This window comes from Nocardia sp. BMG51109, from assembly GCF_000526215.1.
GTDB lineage: Bacteria > Actinomycetota > Actinomycetes > Mycobacteriales > Mycobacteriaceae > Nocardia.
The window spans coordinates 7,505,950-7,520,595 of record NZ_JAFQ01000004.1 but is presented as its reverse complement, the minus strand read 5'-3'; the positions used below and the strand labels follow the sequence as shown (position 1 = coordinate 7,520,595).

9 protein-coding genes, 1 pseudogene and 1 CRISPR repeat array are annotated in these 14,646 nt (G+C 65.7%); of the genes and pseudogenes, 1 reads left to right on the top strand and 9 read right to left on the bottom strand.

Going from position 1 to position 14,646, the window contains the following annotated elements; genetic code table 11:
- Positions 1 to 3 precede the first annotated feature (3 nt).
- The 9 genes and pseudogenes from cas1 to D892_RS0135365 form a co-directional block, all read right to left on the bottom strand.
- Positions 4 to 567 (bottom strand): CRISPR-associated endonuclease Cas1, encoded by a 564-nt coding sequence (gene cas1 / locus D892_RS49305; RefSeq protein WP_255360310.1) that lies wholly within the window; start codon positions 565 to 567, stop codon positions 4 to 6.
- Between the two features lie 7 nt (positions 568 to 574).
- A pseudogene (gene cas4 / locus D892_RS49300) lies at positions 575 to 1,630 on the bottom strand (CRISPR-associated protein Cas4).
- 147 nt (positions 1,631 to 1,777) lie between these two features.
- A CRISPR array of direct repeats spans positions 1,778 to 2,697; the repeat unit is 36 nt; unit sequence CCCGCAATGGAGTCCGGCCGGAACGGCCGGAAGCAC.
- Between the two features lie 229 nt (positions 2,698 to 2,926).
- Positions 2,927 to 4,324 (bottom strand): type I-U CRISPR-associated protein Csb2, encoded by a 1,398-nt coding sequence (gene csb2 / locus D892_RS0135395; RefSeq protein WP_232236242.1) that lies wholly within the window; start codon positions 4,322 to 4,324, stop codon positions 2,927 to 2,929.
- Complete coding sequence (gene cas7u / locus D892_RS0135390) at positions 4,303 to 5,265, bottom strand: type I-U CRISPR-associated RAMP protein Csb1/Cas7u (RefSeq protein ID WP_024805790.1); 963 nt, start codon at positions 5,263 to 5,265, stop codon at positions 4,303 to 4,305. The genes csb2 and cas7u overlap by 22 nt, the downstream gene beginning before the upstream one ends.
- Positions 5,262 to 7,343, bottom strand: a complete 2,082-nt coding sequence (gene csx17 / locus D892_RS0135385; RefSeq protein ID WP_024805789.1) for a type I-U CRISPR-associated protein Csx17 — start codon at positions 7,341 to 7,343, stop codon at positions 5,262 to 5,264. The genes cas7u and csx17 overlap by 4 nt, the downstream gene beginning before the upstream one ends.
- 3 nt (positions 7,344 to 7,346) lie before the next feature.
- On the bottom strand, positions 7,347 to 9,677 hold the full coding sequence (locus D892_RS0135380; protein ID WP_024805788.1) for a CRISPR-associated helicase/endonuclease Cas3: 2,331 nt from the start codon (positions 9,675 to 9,677) through the stop codon (positions 7,347 to 7,349).
- Between the two features lie 838 nt (positions 9,678 to 10,515).
- On the bottom strand, positions 10,516 to 11,010 hold the full coding sequence (locus D892_RS0135375) for an SRPBCC domain-containing protein (RefSeq protein WP_024805787.1): 495 nt from the start codon (positions 11,008 to 11,010) through the stop codon (positions 10,516 to 10,518).
- A 101-nt stretch (positions 11,011 to 11,111) separates the two neighbouring features.
- Positions 11,112 to 12,329 (bottom strand): RNA polymerase sigma factor, encoded by a 1,218-nt coding sequence (locus D892_RS0135370; protein WP_024805786.1) that lies wholly within the window; start codon positions 12,327 to 12,329, stop codon positions 11,112 to 11,114.
- Positions 12,326 to 12,661 (bottom strand): YciI family protein, encoded by a 336-nt coding sequence (locus D892_RS0135365; RefSeq protein WP_024805785.1) that lies wholly within the window; start codon positions 12,659 to 12,661, stop codon positions 12,326 to 12,328. Before D892_RS0135365 ends, D892_RS0135370 begins: the two co-directional genes overlap by 4 nt.
- A gap of 609 nt (positions 12,662 to 13,270) precedes the next feature.
- Here D892_RS0135365 and D892_RS0135360 point away from each other — a divergent pair.
- Positions 13,271 to 14,626, top strand: a complete 1,356-nt coding sequence (locus D892_RS0135360; RefSeq protein WP_156959837.1) for a hypothetical protein — start codon at positions 13,271 to 13,273, stop codon at positions 14,624 to 14,626.
- The last annotated feature ends 20 nt before the right edge of the window (positions 14,627 to 14,646 follow it).

Sequence of the window (14,646 nt, the reverse complement as noted above, 5' to 3'; positions counted from 1 at the left end):
CGGCTATCTCGTTGTCATCGGAATGTATTCGAGGAGTTCACCGATGAGCACGGCGGCAAGTATTCGCGCTTGGACATCGAGGACGCGGCGGTAGCTTATCCGGTACCCGAATGTGGGGTGGCGCACCTCGACGTCGAGGCGACGTTCGTAGGCTTGAAGGACTGTCCGGCGGCCGGCTGGAGTCAAGGCGACTCCACCGCCGCGCCGGATGAAGTCGTTGGGGCCGATTTCCTGGTTGTTGATCAATCCGACGACTGTCGAATCCGCAATCAACGGCCGGAACTCTTCGGCGAGATCGAGTGCCAGTGCCGGGCGTCCGTGGCGTGAGCGGTGAAAGATACCGAGGTATGCGTCGAGTCCTACTCCGAGCGCGACTGCGACAAGATCCTTGGTGAGCATCGCGTAGCAGAATGACAGCAACGCGTTGATCGGGTCGCGGGGTGGTCGCCGGTTGCGGCCGTTGGCGGAGAACTCGGCCGCGAATTCGGCTGCGTGTGGTGACAGCATGGTCGTGAAGGAGTCGAAATACATTCTCGCGGCAGTGCCCTCGATGCCGAGCAGGGTGATGAAGCTGTCACAGGTACGGGCTGTGCCGGTGAGGCGATCGAGTGAGGCGATCGAGTGTGGCGAGCGGTGCGGTGACGTCGGTGCGGGCGTTGCGGCGCAGCAAGGTTCGGCTGTTGATGATCTTCCCGGCGATCATGCGCTGTGCCAGGCCGTCGCCTCCTTGCGCATGGGCGGCGGTCTGGCGCCGTCGGAGTTCGGCATATCGGGGAGCCTGGCCGGTGGCGAACCCCATCAGCTAGCCGCCCGTGCTCATCCAGAGCACGGGGATTTCGCGGGCGAAACATTCGTGGAGGGCTTGTGTGCTGACCTGTACGCGACCGAAGACGACCAGCTGAGCGACGTCGATGAGCCGGAACGTCGCGAGTTTCTCCTTGTTGCGGGTTATTTCGAGACGTTGGCTGCGAACGCCGACAAAGGAACCCGGTTCGGTGACGTATACCGGCCGCTGATCCTTGTCCCGAGGAACGATCCTGCGCGGTGGTTGTTCGCGGCGAGCCAGCAGTGCGTTGGTTTCGTCGGGGAGGCAGAGTCCGGCCAGCGAGCAGCGGATGCATTTCGGGCTGTCGACCAAGGGGAGTGGTGCGGAGATCTGGTCCGCTGCGGCGCGGGCTTCACGTACGGTCGCATGAGTCCACTGGAGTTTGTCCTCGGTCAACTCTACCGTCACGCGTCGGCGCGTTTCGGCATAGTACAGCTCGGCACGGTCACAATGGAAGCCATTGTCGCGCAGTACTATCGCTTGTAGACATGCCTGTATCTCGTCGCTGGGCCAGGGTGTTCCATCAGGTTGTGGTGAGCCTTTCTTGTAATCGATGGGCACTACCGAACCGCCGTCGCCCTCGATGACGTCGATCTTGGCGATTACTCCGAGTTGCTCGGAACTCAGTGTCACCGACCGCGCATTCCGAATCTCGCCGTCTTCCGGAAGCGGGACCCCGCCACCCTCCTGATCGACTCGCTGATGAATCTGCCGTCCGAGCCGAGTGTCGTCGTTATCGGCGAATCGGCCTTGAACCCATTCCAGGTGGAACAGCCGAGGGCAGTACACGTACTCGTTCAGCATCCGTGCAGGCAGCAAATCCTCGGCGGTCATGACTCGATGGTGGCCCGAACGACTCAGATTCGCGGCATATTTCAAAACTTGGGTGCAGAGCGGGTCGGCGGCGCCCGCACCGATGTACGGCGGCCGCAGCAGTCGATCCCGTTCAGGTCTCAATGGTGTCCGGCCGGAGGCACCCGGAAGCACGCCCATCCTGCGCCTGCTCGCCGACGACACACCACGCGACTGGCCGCAATGGAGTCCGGCCGGAACGGCCGGAAGCACAGGCGGCCGCAGCATCCCGCGCCGCCTGCGTGTCCATCACCCCGCAATGGAGTCCGGCCGGAACGGCCGGAAGCACGATCACCAATAGCCAGCATGTAACGACGCCGTGGACCCCGCAATGGAGTCCGGCCGGAACGGCCGGAAGCACCTTCACTACAACTGCACCACGCAGACGTGTGGCATCCCGCAATGGAGTCCGGCCGGAACGGCCGGAAGCACGTCCGGCTCCTCCGGATCGGTGACGGCTCAATCCGTCCCCGCAATGGAGTCCGGCCGGAACGGCCGGAAGCACCGAACCGATCCATTGGCCCGAAGATCTCGACTGGCACAGCCCGCAATGGAGTCCGGCCGGAACGGCCGGAAGCACGCGCGGCGCACAGCCGGAACTCCGGCCCGCCGATCTCCCCGCAATGGAGTCCGGCCGGAACGGCCGGAAGCACATCGCTACTGCCACCCGCTATTTGGGCTGGCTGCGGCCCGCAATGGAGTCCGGCCGGAACGGCCGGAAGCACCCGAAGACTGAACCGCCAACTACCGCAAGGAGATCCACCCCCCGCAATGGAGTCCGGCCGGAACGGCCGGAAGCACGAAGTCCGCAAGCACGCCAACTACAGCGAGAGCCGCCCGCAATGGAGTCCGGCCGGAACGGCCGGAAGCACCGGAGAGCTGCCCGTGCTGACACCCGAAGCTCTCGCCCCCGCAATGGAGTCCGGCCGGAACGGCCGGAAGCACGCGCGCCCGCACGGTCGCGAAACACCCATCGACCCCCGCCCGCAATGGAGTCCGGCCGGAACGGCCGGAAGCACCGCTCCCGAAATTTGGCGGGTCTGACCTGCATCGATGTGGGGTGTTGCGAGCGGTGGTCTGGTTGGTGTCCGACACGCCCGGGAATTCGGTGGTGGTTTCCTCGGAAAGGTGCTGTGAGCTGCGTGCGAGCGGTGAAGGCGTGTCGTGGTGTCACTGGACCGCTCGCAAGGGTTCGTTGTGGAGTTGTCAAAGGGCTGGGTCTTGGGGAGTGGGAGTGTGTCGGTCGGGTCAGTCGTCGGGGACGAACAGGCCGAGGCCGAAGTGGTTGAGGCGGCCGAGGGCTATTGGGCCCCTTGCGGGTTCGTCGAAGTGCAGGCGCAGGAATTCGGCGGGGAGGTGGGCTTGGCCTTGGGCGTGGTTGCCCCGTAGCCGGGCGCTCGGGCGGTGGCGTACGAAGCTGGTCCACGGTAGGCCGAGGAATTCGACACTCGTAGGTGGCTGGTCTTGGGCAAGTTCCCGTGCGATTTCTCGTTGGACGAAGCTGTGCCACTGGTCGCGGTTCTTCTTCGGGTACCGAGAAGGGGTGAACGGGGTGATACCTCGCCATTTCGTAGCTTGTCCGGTGAGTTCGGGGGCGATGTGTCGGATGTCGCCGACGCCGGAAACCCGAACTGGTGTATGCCTTTTGTGGTCGTAGAGGGCGGTGACGTCGCAGAGTGCGTCGAGTTCTTTGTCCGGTAGGCCGCCGGGAATCCAGACGACCAGGGCGCTCAGTCGGCGGTTCCGGATGATCGGCAGATAGTGGGCGTGGCCGGCATCGTGCATCTTCCGGTTGTCGGAGGTGCGGCCGCCGAGCATGGTGCCCTGTGGGTTTCGCCCGAGTTTGTCGATGGCGGATCGGCGGAGTAGGTCGGTGTAGATGGCGGTGTGCGTGTCGGGTGGTAGGGCGGACTTGAGAATGTCGAATCGCACGGCCGTCACGGTCCGAGACGGTTGGGATAGGATCGAGGACGCCGCCGGTAATGCCGCACCCGTCGATCGATAGGTGATCATGCGTGTGCCGAGAGGAAAGCGTCGGCCGGCGCGCCGGATATCGGCGGGGCGGGTGAGGAGTTGCTCGACCTGTAGCGGCGTCTCCGGTGCCAGCAGTGCGGTGTCGTCGCCGTCGGTATTTCCGGTGTCGTCCACCGGGGACCATTGCGCCGAATCGGTAGGCTTCCAGTCGTCGTCGACGGCTGCTTCGCAGATGCTGTCAGCGCGTCCGAGATACGGCATCGATTCTGCTATGCGCCGCAAGGCATTTCGTTGTTCGGACGTCAGTTCTATCGGCCACTGCACAGCGAGCGGTGCTCCGGAACCGAATACGGCGAAGGCATCGAGGATGCGATCGGTGCCCGCAGCGGTGTCGGGATAGTAGTGGCGGGTGTGGGCGAGGGTGTGCGCGGGAACGTAGAACGTCGGTGGCGCGGCCAGCTTGCTCAGGAGCTCGAGCACGACGGTGGCGGGTAGGTCGTCGCATCGGGTCCGCCACACCGCGTACAGGGCTCGCAGTACCCGCCACGGTGAAGGCGGGAGCTCCACGGCGCCTTCGTTGACGTGACGGTCCCACGGGGTGGCGTGATATCGGCCGAGGGGGAAGGTCAACACCAGTGTGGTGGGCACGGTCAGCTCTTCTTTCCAGACCATTCGACGGTGTATGCGTCGACGTCGCCGAAAACGTCGCTGCTGCTTCGGATCAGCGACTCGAGTTCGGTGGTGAGTTCTTCGGCAGTGGGCAGCTCCGGCCCGCGGCGAGCGGTGACGGGTGAGGTCTGTTGGAGGTCGCAGGCGGTTCGCAGGCGCAGTCCGCCATCGAGCAGGTGGCGGATCTCCCATAGGGCCAGTGTCTGCAATGCGGATGTGGCCGTGTCCGGAAGTCCGTAGGAATTCAGCAGTTCCAAATCGACGACGAACGACGCGATGATCGTCTTGGCCGTCCATTCGATACGAGTGAACGGCACGGATCCGTAGCCTTCCGAGGTGCCACCAGACCCGTCCTCCGAGTTGAGTCCGTGCCGGACGCGGTCCGACTTGCGGCCGCCGCTGACCGCCGGCTGCACGTCGTGGGCCTCGATGACGGCAGATGTCGCGCGCATGAATCTCGGCTGCCCGATCCACTCTTTGCGCGAGAAGAACACGCCGTGAAGAAGGCAGAGCGGATCCAGGCGTGCGACGGCCGCCGCCATGGCGCGGTAGTCCAACGGGGTGTCGTCGGCCAGGCCGAGGCGGGTGCGGATGACGTCGAGCATCTTCGTGCCGTCGAGAGTTGCCTCGCGTACGAACGGTGATGCCAGGCGGTGTGCTTCCAGTCGGCTGGAGGTGAGGAAATCACCGGACTTCGCCCTGACCACCCGCACCCAGGGGAGCCCGGTGAGTGTGGGGGAGGGACGGTTGGCGGTCGAGTCCCAGGCGGTGGCCTCCAGGCGATTCGCCATGGACTGTACGGATTCCACCAGTAGGGCGTCGACTGCGCGGCCCTTGTCGTAGCGGGTGAAGGTGGCGGCTCCGATGTCGGGAAAACCGGTGGGCTGGAATGTGCTTCCGAATGCCGGTTCCAACTCGACATCGTAAATGAAGCGACTGGTCATGCGGGTTCCTTCGTAGGTGACAACGGGTGGGGGGTTCCGATAACGGCGACGCGCGCCAACCCGGCGCGACGATCCGCGGGTGGGGACGTGAACAACAGTGCGGCGGCAAGCCGGGAGCCATCGAGTTCGGTCGATGGCAGGGTGACGACTTGGCGTAGACGGGCGATGCGCAGCCGCCGAGATGCGTCACGCAGTACTCGGTCGGTATGCCCGGCGGTTAGTTGGGCAACCCAGTCGTGCCCGGGGCGGACCAGCAGGGTCTTTCCGACTCCGTCAATAGTGGTGTAGGGGAAAGGTTTTGCTCCGGAAAACGGGAGCAGCAGGTTCAGCGCCGGATCGTGTGCGCGGTCGCCGGTCAACGTCGCGTCGGGGGTGTCGCGCCAGTTCACGCACGACAGGCCGAGCAGTACGGCCATGATTCGTGAGTCATCGACGGCTCCGGCGACGAACGCACGGATGTCGCCGGACCGCAGTCTCATTCCGCGTTCGAATGCGATCCGTACGCCGCGTACTGCCGGCATGCTGTTGGCCGTCTCCGCGGTGGCGCCGGGAAACCCGCGTCGGCGCGCGATCTCGGCCAGACATTGCGGCAGTCGGTCGGTGGCCGAGGACGCAACCAGCCAGTCGGCGAAGGCGTTTCGGTGATCTCGTGAAGTCGCCAATGCCAACGCGATGCGCAGGTCTCGGTCGGAACCCAACTCCGGCAAGAGCAATGGGAACAGACGCTCACCGGCGGGCAGGTTGGGCCGCCCGACGTCTCGGACGGCTCCGGACCGCTCGACGGCCGATCGGCACCGCCCGAGTGCGGCGAACACGTCGATCAGCGCACGGGCGGTCCCGAGATTCGCTTGGTCGTACAAAGCTTGGTCGAGGGCCCGCAGTCGTGCCGTGACCATCGTGGGTGGATCCGCCTGCCGTAGCCGATCACGCCATCGGTCCAACGGTGCCAGCAGGTCTGTCCCCCCGCGGATGCCGACGTCGATGCGTCCGGCCGGCACCGCGATCGGGTTCTGCCCGAGTCGGTCCACGAACACGTGGCGCTCGAAGGCGGTGATTCCTCGGTCGACTCCGAGAGTCGCGGCGGCACGGGCCATATCCAGGCCCGACCGCGCCGCGCTGGAATTCCAGTCGGCGCGCCCCTCGCCGAACAGGTGCTTGATCTCGGGAATCTGCATGGGCTGCGACCATTCCGGTGCCCAGAGTTCGGCCAGCGGCCGTTCACCCGATGCCGTCGACGCGAACCCGGCCGTTGTCGCTGCTACTTGGAAAGGAAGTGCGGCTCTGGCGTAGTCGGCGCCGTGGCGACGCACCACAGCCGTGGCGAACAGTAACGCTCCTTCCAATACGAACAGAAACGTCCACGGATTGCCGACCGGATTGGGCTCCTCGGGGGCTCCGACGCCGCCTGGATCATATTGACCGGGAGTATCTTTCGGCAGGGGCATCCGTGGCCGGCCGTCCAGTGCCGAGGCGAGCCATGCTTGGCTGTGCCGGTGTTCTAGCACGAGTCGTACCTGTTGCAGGTAGGTCGCCGAGAGATCCTGCCGGCCGAGGTTTCCGCCCGTACCGAGCAGGCGTGAATACGATAGGTCGTCGGTGGTGAGAGCGACCGCGGCATCCATCCACGAGACCGCCGCATCCGGAAGTTCGTTGCGGCACAGCCGAAGTACCTCGGGCTTGCGTTTCTTGTCCCAAGGGTCGTCTATGCCACGCCGGTGCGCGAGAGTGAGCACCCGGTCGGCGGCGGCAACAGTCTGCCTGAGGTCCTCCATTCTGTCGTCGGTACTGTCACGTACCCATTGCAGGATTCGCTCCGCCGAAGCGCTTTTTCCGTTGCCGACGAATCCGGATCCGGAATTCCATGGGGAGACAATCGATTCCGGCCGGAATGTCGGATGTAGATCGGCCGCCAGCTCGTCGATCGCGGTGTGCGTGCTGTGCAGCCGGTATGCGTCGGCCTTCCAGTAGCCGGTTGCCGACGGGTCCAGTAGCCGGTGCATGGCGCGATGGACGCCCAGTGCCGACAGGTATCCGGAGAGCGGCGTGGTTCGGCATCCGGTCAAGTTCAGGTCGGTCATCGGTCATCGGTCCTCGTCAGTGCTGGCCTGCCAGTCCGCGGCTCGAACCAGTGCCTCACAGAACGCCAATCGGAACGGACCTATGTCCGGACGGTCGCGCAATGCCAGTGCCCGGCTGGTCAGAGCCCCGTTCCCGTGCGTCGTGTGTCGGAGCGAGACGGCGACCGACTTCACCGGTTGCCCGTCGAGGTCGAAGCCGATCGTGTTCGTGCCATCTCGGACGCCGAGGATCACGCCTTCCGACTCGTCGGGCCGCCCCCGTACCGTCACCCGCACCTTCCCGTGGTGGGCCACGACAAGATAGACAACCAGGTCCGGCTCCTCGGCCCCCTCGAGCAGTTCGGTGGATTCGTCCAACAGCCACAGAGCGCTCAGCAGTTCGTGTCGGAAATGCGGTGGGTCGTACACCAGTCGGCCGTGGCCGGGCGACTTACCCCAGACGGTCTCCGAATCAGGTGGGGGCGATTCCGGATTCGCCTCGACGAGAGCCGTCGCGAACGATGGGCTGGCCTTGCCCAGATCGTGAAGGAGCGCCGCGCGTGTGATCGCATGTCGCTGCGACGCAGTCAATTCCAGTGCTTTGTCGAATTTGGACAGTAGTTCTGTGGCGGCCTGCTCGGTCGCCAGAAGGTGATCGGCCAGCGGCAACCATGTGCCATAACCGCCCGAGAGTGGGTCGTGGCCGAATCCTTCCGGCTTCTGTCCCGACGCCATTACGGGCTCTACCGGCCGCTTGCTGGCGGGGGCGAATCCCCGATCAGGTAGGTATCCGCCCTTGGCGGCATCAACCACGATGGCCGCAGTGGGCCGAACGTCGCGGGTGCGGGCCGCTCGCCAGCACCCGTCGGCCTGGTCCCAGACCATGGCTTTACCGGCTGCGGCCATCTTCTGCACCTCGCCGAGCGGGGCGGGGCACAGCTCGATGCGCTGCACGGCAGGCATATCCGGGCCGAATACCCGCCAGGCGATAGAAACGGTGCGATCGGTCGCATCGCGGACGAACGGGCTCACGTCGATGTCGTTTCCGGCCAGGTCGGGCGTGGTGTCGAACAAGTCCAGCAGATCTCGACGCCGGAGCACCGGATGCAGCGGTCGTTCCATCACCACATCCATCTCGGCGAGGGCCTTTCCCGTCATCGGCCGGCCTTCCAGGCGGGTCAGCGCTTCGGCACTCGCGGCGAGATCGGCTGCCTCGTAAGGAAGATGCGCCTTCGCGCCGGGCGGTGTCACCCACAGCAGCCGCGCGTGCGCGGCACGGCCGTCCCGGTTGCAGCGCCCGGCCCGTTGGACGATGGACGACCACGGTGCGGTCTCGGTGATCAGCGTCTCCGAGGTTACGTCGACTCCCGCCTCCAGCACTTGCGTCGAGATCACGATGACTCCCTCGGTGCCGGGGACCGCCAAGGCGGCGTCGGTGTGCCGGGCACGGTCATCCGGTCGAAACCGCGAATGCAGCAAGACAATTCGGGCATTCGGCGTGAGCTTCGTCAACGCTTCATATACGGATACGGCGCGATCGACGGTGTTGACCACGACGAGAGTCCGCGTGGCGGTTCGATGCTCGGTAACGGCTCGTGCAGCGAGTACCTCTGCGTAGGTCTTGGCATCGGCATCCATCTCGAGCTGCTGGATCGTCCTGGTCGCACCCACGCGGAGTGCCAGTTCGCCGTCGGAGGCCGTGACGTCCAGGATGGTCAAGGGGCGGTGGAAATCCACGGTGGAAAGCTCGGATTCGTCGATCGTCGCCGACATCCACATCGACCGGCACGGTGCGGCCGTCCCGAAAGCTTCCCGCAGACCCTGCAACTGGAGCGAGGTCGGCACGGCTGGCCCCATCAGCTGCACCTCGTCGAACACGAACTGCACACCGGTATGCAGCAGGCCGAAACTCATCGGCCACGCGCTGCGGGATTCCGCGAAGCCGCGCATCAACAGGCGCGACAGCACCATGTCCTGCGTGCCGACGAAGATGCGTTCGCGGTCCGGGTATTTCTTCCATTCCCGATCGTCATCATCGGCGCCACCCATCAGCACGTGTACGCCGACCGGTAGACCGAGCGCTTGTACCCAGTCACGCACCTTGCCGACGGTTTGGTCCACCAGAGTCCGCTGCGGCAGGACGACCACCAGCCACCTGGGAGTCGATGTGCGCACCACCGAATCCGGGTGTGCCACACGCCGATACAACCACGGCAGCACAGCCGCCAACGTCTTGCCCGAACCTGTTGGTGCACGCAGGATCTCCGGCAGACCGGACTCGGCCATCTGCCGTTGGTACTCGTACGGCCGGACCGCACCGTCGGTCGCCGAAGCGACGAAATCCTCGAAAGACATATAACCCCCTGCAACTCTCGACGCTGGAAGGCTACGCGCCGACACCGACACGTCGAGCCAAGTGCCAGTTTCTCGTCGCTGGCTGCGTGCGGGCCGTTACGGATATGTCAGTGAGCTGTCTGCCGACAGGTCGCTGGCAGGAATGGGTCCGGCCGGAACGACCTCCCGCAAGGTGACTGTTGCGACCACTTTGCTGGAAAAACCTCAATGGGGGTCCGGCGTAGGGAACACGCCAGAAGTACAGGGGCTGTAGGCAACGCGGTAGGGGTGAGTTCGTCGCCGTAATGGAGTCCAGCCGGAACGGCCGGAAGCAGCGGTGCGCGGACGCCAGAACTGGTGGTAGATGCGCGCGCTGCAATGGAGTCCGGCCGGAACGGCCGGAAGCAGTACCTTCCCAAAACCGGAGAAGGCTGGAGTTTTGCGCCGCAATGGAGTCCGGCGGGTACGGCCGGAAGCACGGCTTCCGTTTTCGGGTGCCCTGACCTGCGTCGATGTGTCGGGTTGCGAGCGGTGGTCTGATCGGTATCCGACACGCCCGGGGATGGCGGTGTCGGTGGAGCCGGAAATCTGCTGTGACCTGCGTGCGAGCGGTGTGGGCGTGTCGCGGGGTACTTGACCGCTCGCAGGGCGGTTTCGTTGTCGAGTTGTCGATGAGCGTGGTGATGTCGGCAATGTACCGGGTTGGTCGGACACGCGCGATTTTGCGAGCCCTATCTGGTGAATGTCGTGATCCATGGCGGCGATCGAGGCCGGATTCGTCGTCAGGGCCGCTGTCGGCACGGGCCCGGCGCCCGTGCCGACAAGCGATATGTCCGATTTGCTTCCAGCCCACCGGGTTTCAGTGGTCGTATTTCTCGATGGGCTGTCCGGTGCCGGTTGTGATCAACTGCGGCAGGCTCCGGGTGATGTAGAAAGTCCAGCCGCGTGAGCAGGCCTCGAAGCATTCGGATTCTGCGGCGCTCAGGCCCTTGTGGGTGAAGTGCAGGGTCGTGCCCTGTGGTGTTGCGGTGAGGTCGAAGATGACGTTGGTGTCGGTCCATTCGTCGTGGTCGGCGACGAAGGTGAGGTAGGAGTCGAGGACGTGCCAGACGACTCGGCGGCCCGGGACGGCCTCGGTGATCCGGAACCGGCAGAAGCGGATTCCCTTCTTGGACTTGGCGGTTTCACCGGCGTAGTGGAAGTCGTCGGTGAAGACGAATTCGTCTCCTACCGTGGCGGTTTCGCCGATGATGTTCTCGTTCCACCAGGCGCGCACGTTGGTGACGGCCGCGAAGACCTCGTCCGGTGTCCGGTCGACGGACATGGTGGCGGTGAGATGTTCGGTATTCGACATGGTCTTGCCTCTCTTCGGGTGGTTGTGCCCCACCGACGAAGGAGGCCGCCCGGGATCGACAACGACGCCGAAGAAGTTGTAGAAATTTTCGCGGGCGCAGGTCAGAGGCTGTGCAGGCGACCGGTCAGGTAGCGGCGCTCGGCGTCGGTCGGTGCCAGTTCCAGCGCCGCCTCGTATGCCGCGGCGGCCTCGGAGACGCGGCCTTCGCGGCGGAGCAGGTCGGCTCGGGTCGCGGGCAGCAGGTAGTAGTTGTTGAGGCGGCCGGACTTGTCGAGTTCGTCGACGAGGGCGAGGCCCGCCGGAATGCCGTCGGCCATCGCCACCGCTACGGCGCGGTTGAGATCGATCACCGGTGACGGCGACAGCCGCGCGAGTTCGCGGTAGAGCGCGGCGATCTGCGGCCAGTCGGTGGCCGCCGCGTCGGGCGCGGTGGCGTGGCAGGCGGCGATCGCGGCCTGCACCTGATAGGGGCCGGGGCGCCGCATGGCCAAGGCATCATCCAGCGTCCGGACGCCCTCTGCGATCATCGCGCGATCCCACCGGGACCGGTCCTGATCCTCGAGCGTGACCAGAACACCGTTGGTGATACGAGATTCGCGGCGCGCCTCGATCAGTAACATCAGCGCCAGCAGACCACGCGCCTCGGGTTCGGTGGGCAGCAACCGGGTCAGCACCCGGGCGAGGTGAATGCCCTCGGCCGCAAGCCCTCTGGCTCCGCTCTCGTCGTCGTAGCCCTGGTTGTAGATCAGGTAGAGCACCGCCGCGACCGCGGACAGCCGCTGCGGCAACAACTCCGGCGGCGGCACCCGATACGGGATGCCGGCCTCGACGATCTTGCGCTTGGCGCGGACCAGGCGCTGCGCCATGGTGGATTCGGCCGTGAGGAACGCCTTCGCGATCTCGGCGGTGGTAAGGCCCGCCAACGTGCGCAACGTGAGCGCGACCCTGGCCGGAAACGGCAGTGCCGGATGGCAACACGTGAAGATCAGTCGCAACCGCTCGTCGGGAATCGCATCCACCGGTGGCTCGACGGGACCGCGGCTCAGTACGGCGAGCTGCCGAAGTTTCGTGCTCGCGGCCGCGTTCCGGCGCAGTCGATCCATCGCGCGGTTACGCGCCGTCGTGGTGAGCCACGCGCCCGGACGATCGGGAACGCCGTCGCGAGGCCAGGTCGACAGCGCCGCGGCGAACGCGTCCTGCGCGCAGTCCTCCGCCAGATCCCAGTCCCCGGTCGCTCCGATCAGGGTGGCGACCACCTGCCCCCACTCGTTGCGATACGCCGTGTCTATCGCAGCTCGAACCTCTTGCGGCGCAGTCATTCCCACACGGGCCGGACCTCGACGCAACCCCTATTCGCGTACGGATGGCACGCCGCGATCGCGATCGCCTCATCGAGGTCGGCACAGTCGATGATGTCGATGCCGCCGATGAAGTCCTTGGTCTCCGCGAAGGGGCCGTCGGACACCAGCGTCTCTCCGTCGCGGACGCGGACCGTCGTCGCGTCCGCCACCGGACGCAACCGCGCGCCGCCGAGGCTGGCGCCGCGCCGATCCACCTCCGCCGCGAATGCCCGATAGGCCGGGTCCGCCGCGATCTCCTCCATGGACGGCGAACATGTCTCGTCGTCGCAGATCAGCAACACATACTTCATGACGCCCCAATATGCCCGACCACCTGGCCCCGATCCACCCCGAATCTGAAACGGTGGAAACTGGATCTGAGGGAGTTTGCTTCTCGCGCAACGTCGCCCATCGAAACTCCGGTGTCTCCGTGCCTGTACGCAGCCTTGATCGGGCAGCATTCGGCTGAAGCGGCTGACGCAGGTCGACGGGGTGTACCCGCCGACCCGCTGCATGAATACCGGGTGTTTGTGAGTGGTGCCCAGGTTGTGTGCGATATGCCGGTGCGCGATCTCCGCTGCGCGGATGCCGGGACCGCCCGCGGATGAGGGATGGACTCCGCTCGGAGCGGTATGTCATGATCGGGCCATGATCTCCTTCTACGGAAAGGGCGCGGTGCGCCCCAGCCGGTGATTACCGGCGAGTGGCAGTTGGACTCCGGCGATGCCGATGACCAGGCCACTTACCTTGCTCACGCCCTGCGTCTCGAATCCTTGCACGGCCCCGGCCCTTGGCCTGACGAGGGGCATCCGCTACCGGACGAGCAACCGTCGGCGCAGGTGCCGGTTCTCAGTTCAACCGTCAGCGATGGTGTGCGGACTCATCACGGGGCGGCCCCGCCCGATGCCGATGCTGCCGAATTGGCCTCTGCCATAGCCGAAGTCGTCGCGGTGGAACCCGTTGCGCGGGCCATCGCGGCGCTACACGACCGTCTGGCCGACCGGACCGCGCTGAACCTGGCCGACGGCCTGGTGCGAGAGCTGCGTGCGCTCGACCTGCCGAGGGATCGGATGCGTTCGGTGGCACGGTATCTGGTCGAGCGTGGCACTCGGCGCAATGCCGTGGCACTGGGCATCGTGCTGCTGGAGGTGAGCGGCGACGAACGCGATCGGGAGTTGCTGGTGCTGCTCGGCACATTGGGCGATCTCACGCTGTATTCCGTTGTCGCGCTGGCTAATACATCAAGTGATCGCTATCGCGCGGTGTACGAACTGGCTCGGCGTGTCGACGGGTGGGGGCGCATCCATGCCGTGGAGCGGTTGCAGGGATGCCGGGATCCCGAGATCCAGGGGTGGTTGGTGCGGACGGGTTTCTGCAATGGCGTGATGGACGAATACCTAGCCCACATCGCCGCTACCACGGGGGATCTCTACTCGGCGCTCCTCGCACCCGATGTCGACGCCGAACTACTCGACGGCGCGGCCGGAATCCTCGAGGCGCTGGCGGCGATCGGCGGACCCGCGCCGGATATCCGAGACTATGAGGATGCGCCGGCCGTGCTGGATCGGTTCGCCGAGTTGGTCGCCGCGGATCCGACGATCGCGCGACTGAACAGCGTCCGTGACATCGCCGTTCTGCTGACCGATCGAGCCGACCGGCTCGACTGGCCTGAGGACGTGATCAACCATGCGGCCCAGCGCTATTCGGACCTTCTCGGGCGCCCCGAATGGCCCGGTCTGGTTCGTCGGCAGCTGGCCGAACCGGTCGGCGAATTCGGTTTCAACCGGGCACTCGCCTGTGCCGAGGCAGTCGGCATCGACGCCTACCCGTACGCCGTTGCTTACCTCCCGCGTGATCCGCGCAACGGCTACGTCTGGCAATGGGTGGCCGGGCGAGTACCGGACGACTGCATCGCCGATCTCGTGGCTCTCGCCGAACAACTGCTGCCGTTGGACGAAATCGCTTGCGGCCCAGGCACGGGCGGTTGGCGGCGAGGCCGAGGATTCGCCGACGACATCACCCTCGAGATCGTGCTCCCCGTCCTGCGCCGCGCCGCCCCGGGAACCGGCATGCCGCTGATCCGGGCCGCGCTGAGCGGCTACGGGCTGCGTTTGCGCCGACAAGCGCTGACGGTACTCGACACCTGGTCCGTGAACGCGGTACCGGCCGAGGCCGAGGCATGGGTCTCCGCCGCCGCCATGCTCGAACCGGACGAGGAATTCCGCGCGGAGCTGCATGCGTTCGGAGCGGCCGTCCGCGCCGAACGGCCCGGGTGAGAGTGGTTGGTGAGCCCGCA

Excerpts from the sequence above, each read along its gene's own strand:
- csb2 (WP_232236242.1), bottom strand. The coding sequence starts at position 4,324 with ATGGTCTGGAAAGAAGAGCTGACCGTGCCCACCACACTGGTGTTGACC.
- cas7u (WP_024805790.1), bottom strand. The coding sequence starts at position 5,265 with ATGACCAGTCGCTTCATTTACGATGTCGAGTTGGAACCGGCATTCGGA.
- csx17 (WP_024805789.1), bottom strand. The coding sequence starts at position 7,343 with ATGACCGACCTGAACTTGACCGGATGCCGAACCACGCCGCTCTCCGGA.
- D892_RS0135380 (WP_024805788.1), bottom strand. The coding sequence starts at position 9,677 with ATGTCTTTCGAGGATTTCGTCGCTTCGGCGACCGACGGTGCGGTCCGG.
- D892_RS0135375 (WP_024805787.1), bottom strand. The coding sequence starts at position 11,010 with ATGTCGAATACCGAACATCTCACCGCCACCATGTCCGTCGACCGGACA.
- D892_RS0135370 (WP_024805786.1), bottom strand. The coding sequence starts at position 12,329 with ATGACTGCGCCGCAAGAGGTTCGAGCTGCGATAGACACGGCGTATCGC.
- D892_RS0135365 (WP_024805785.1), bottom strand. The coding sequence starts at position 12,661 with ATGAAGTATGTGTTGCTGATCTGCGACGACGAGACATGTTCGCCGTCC.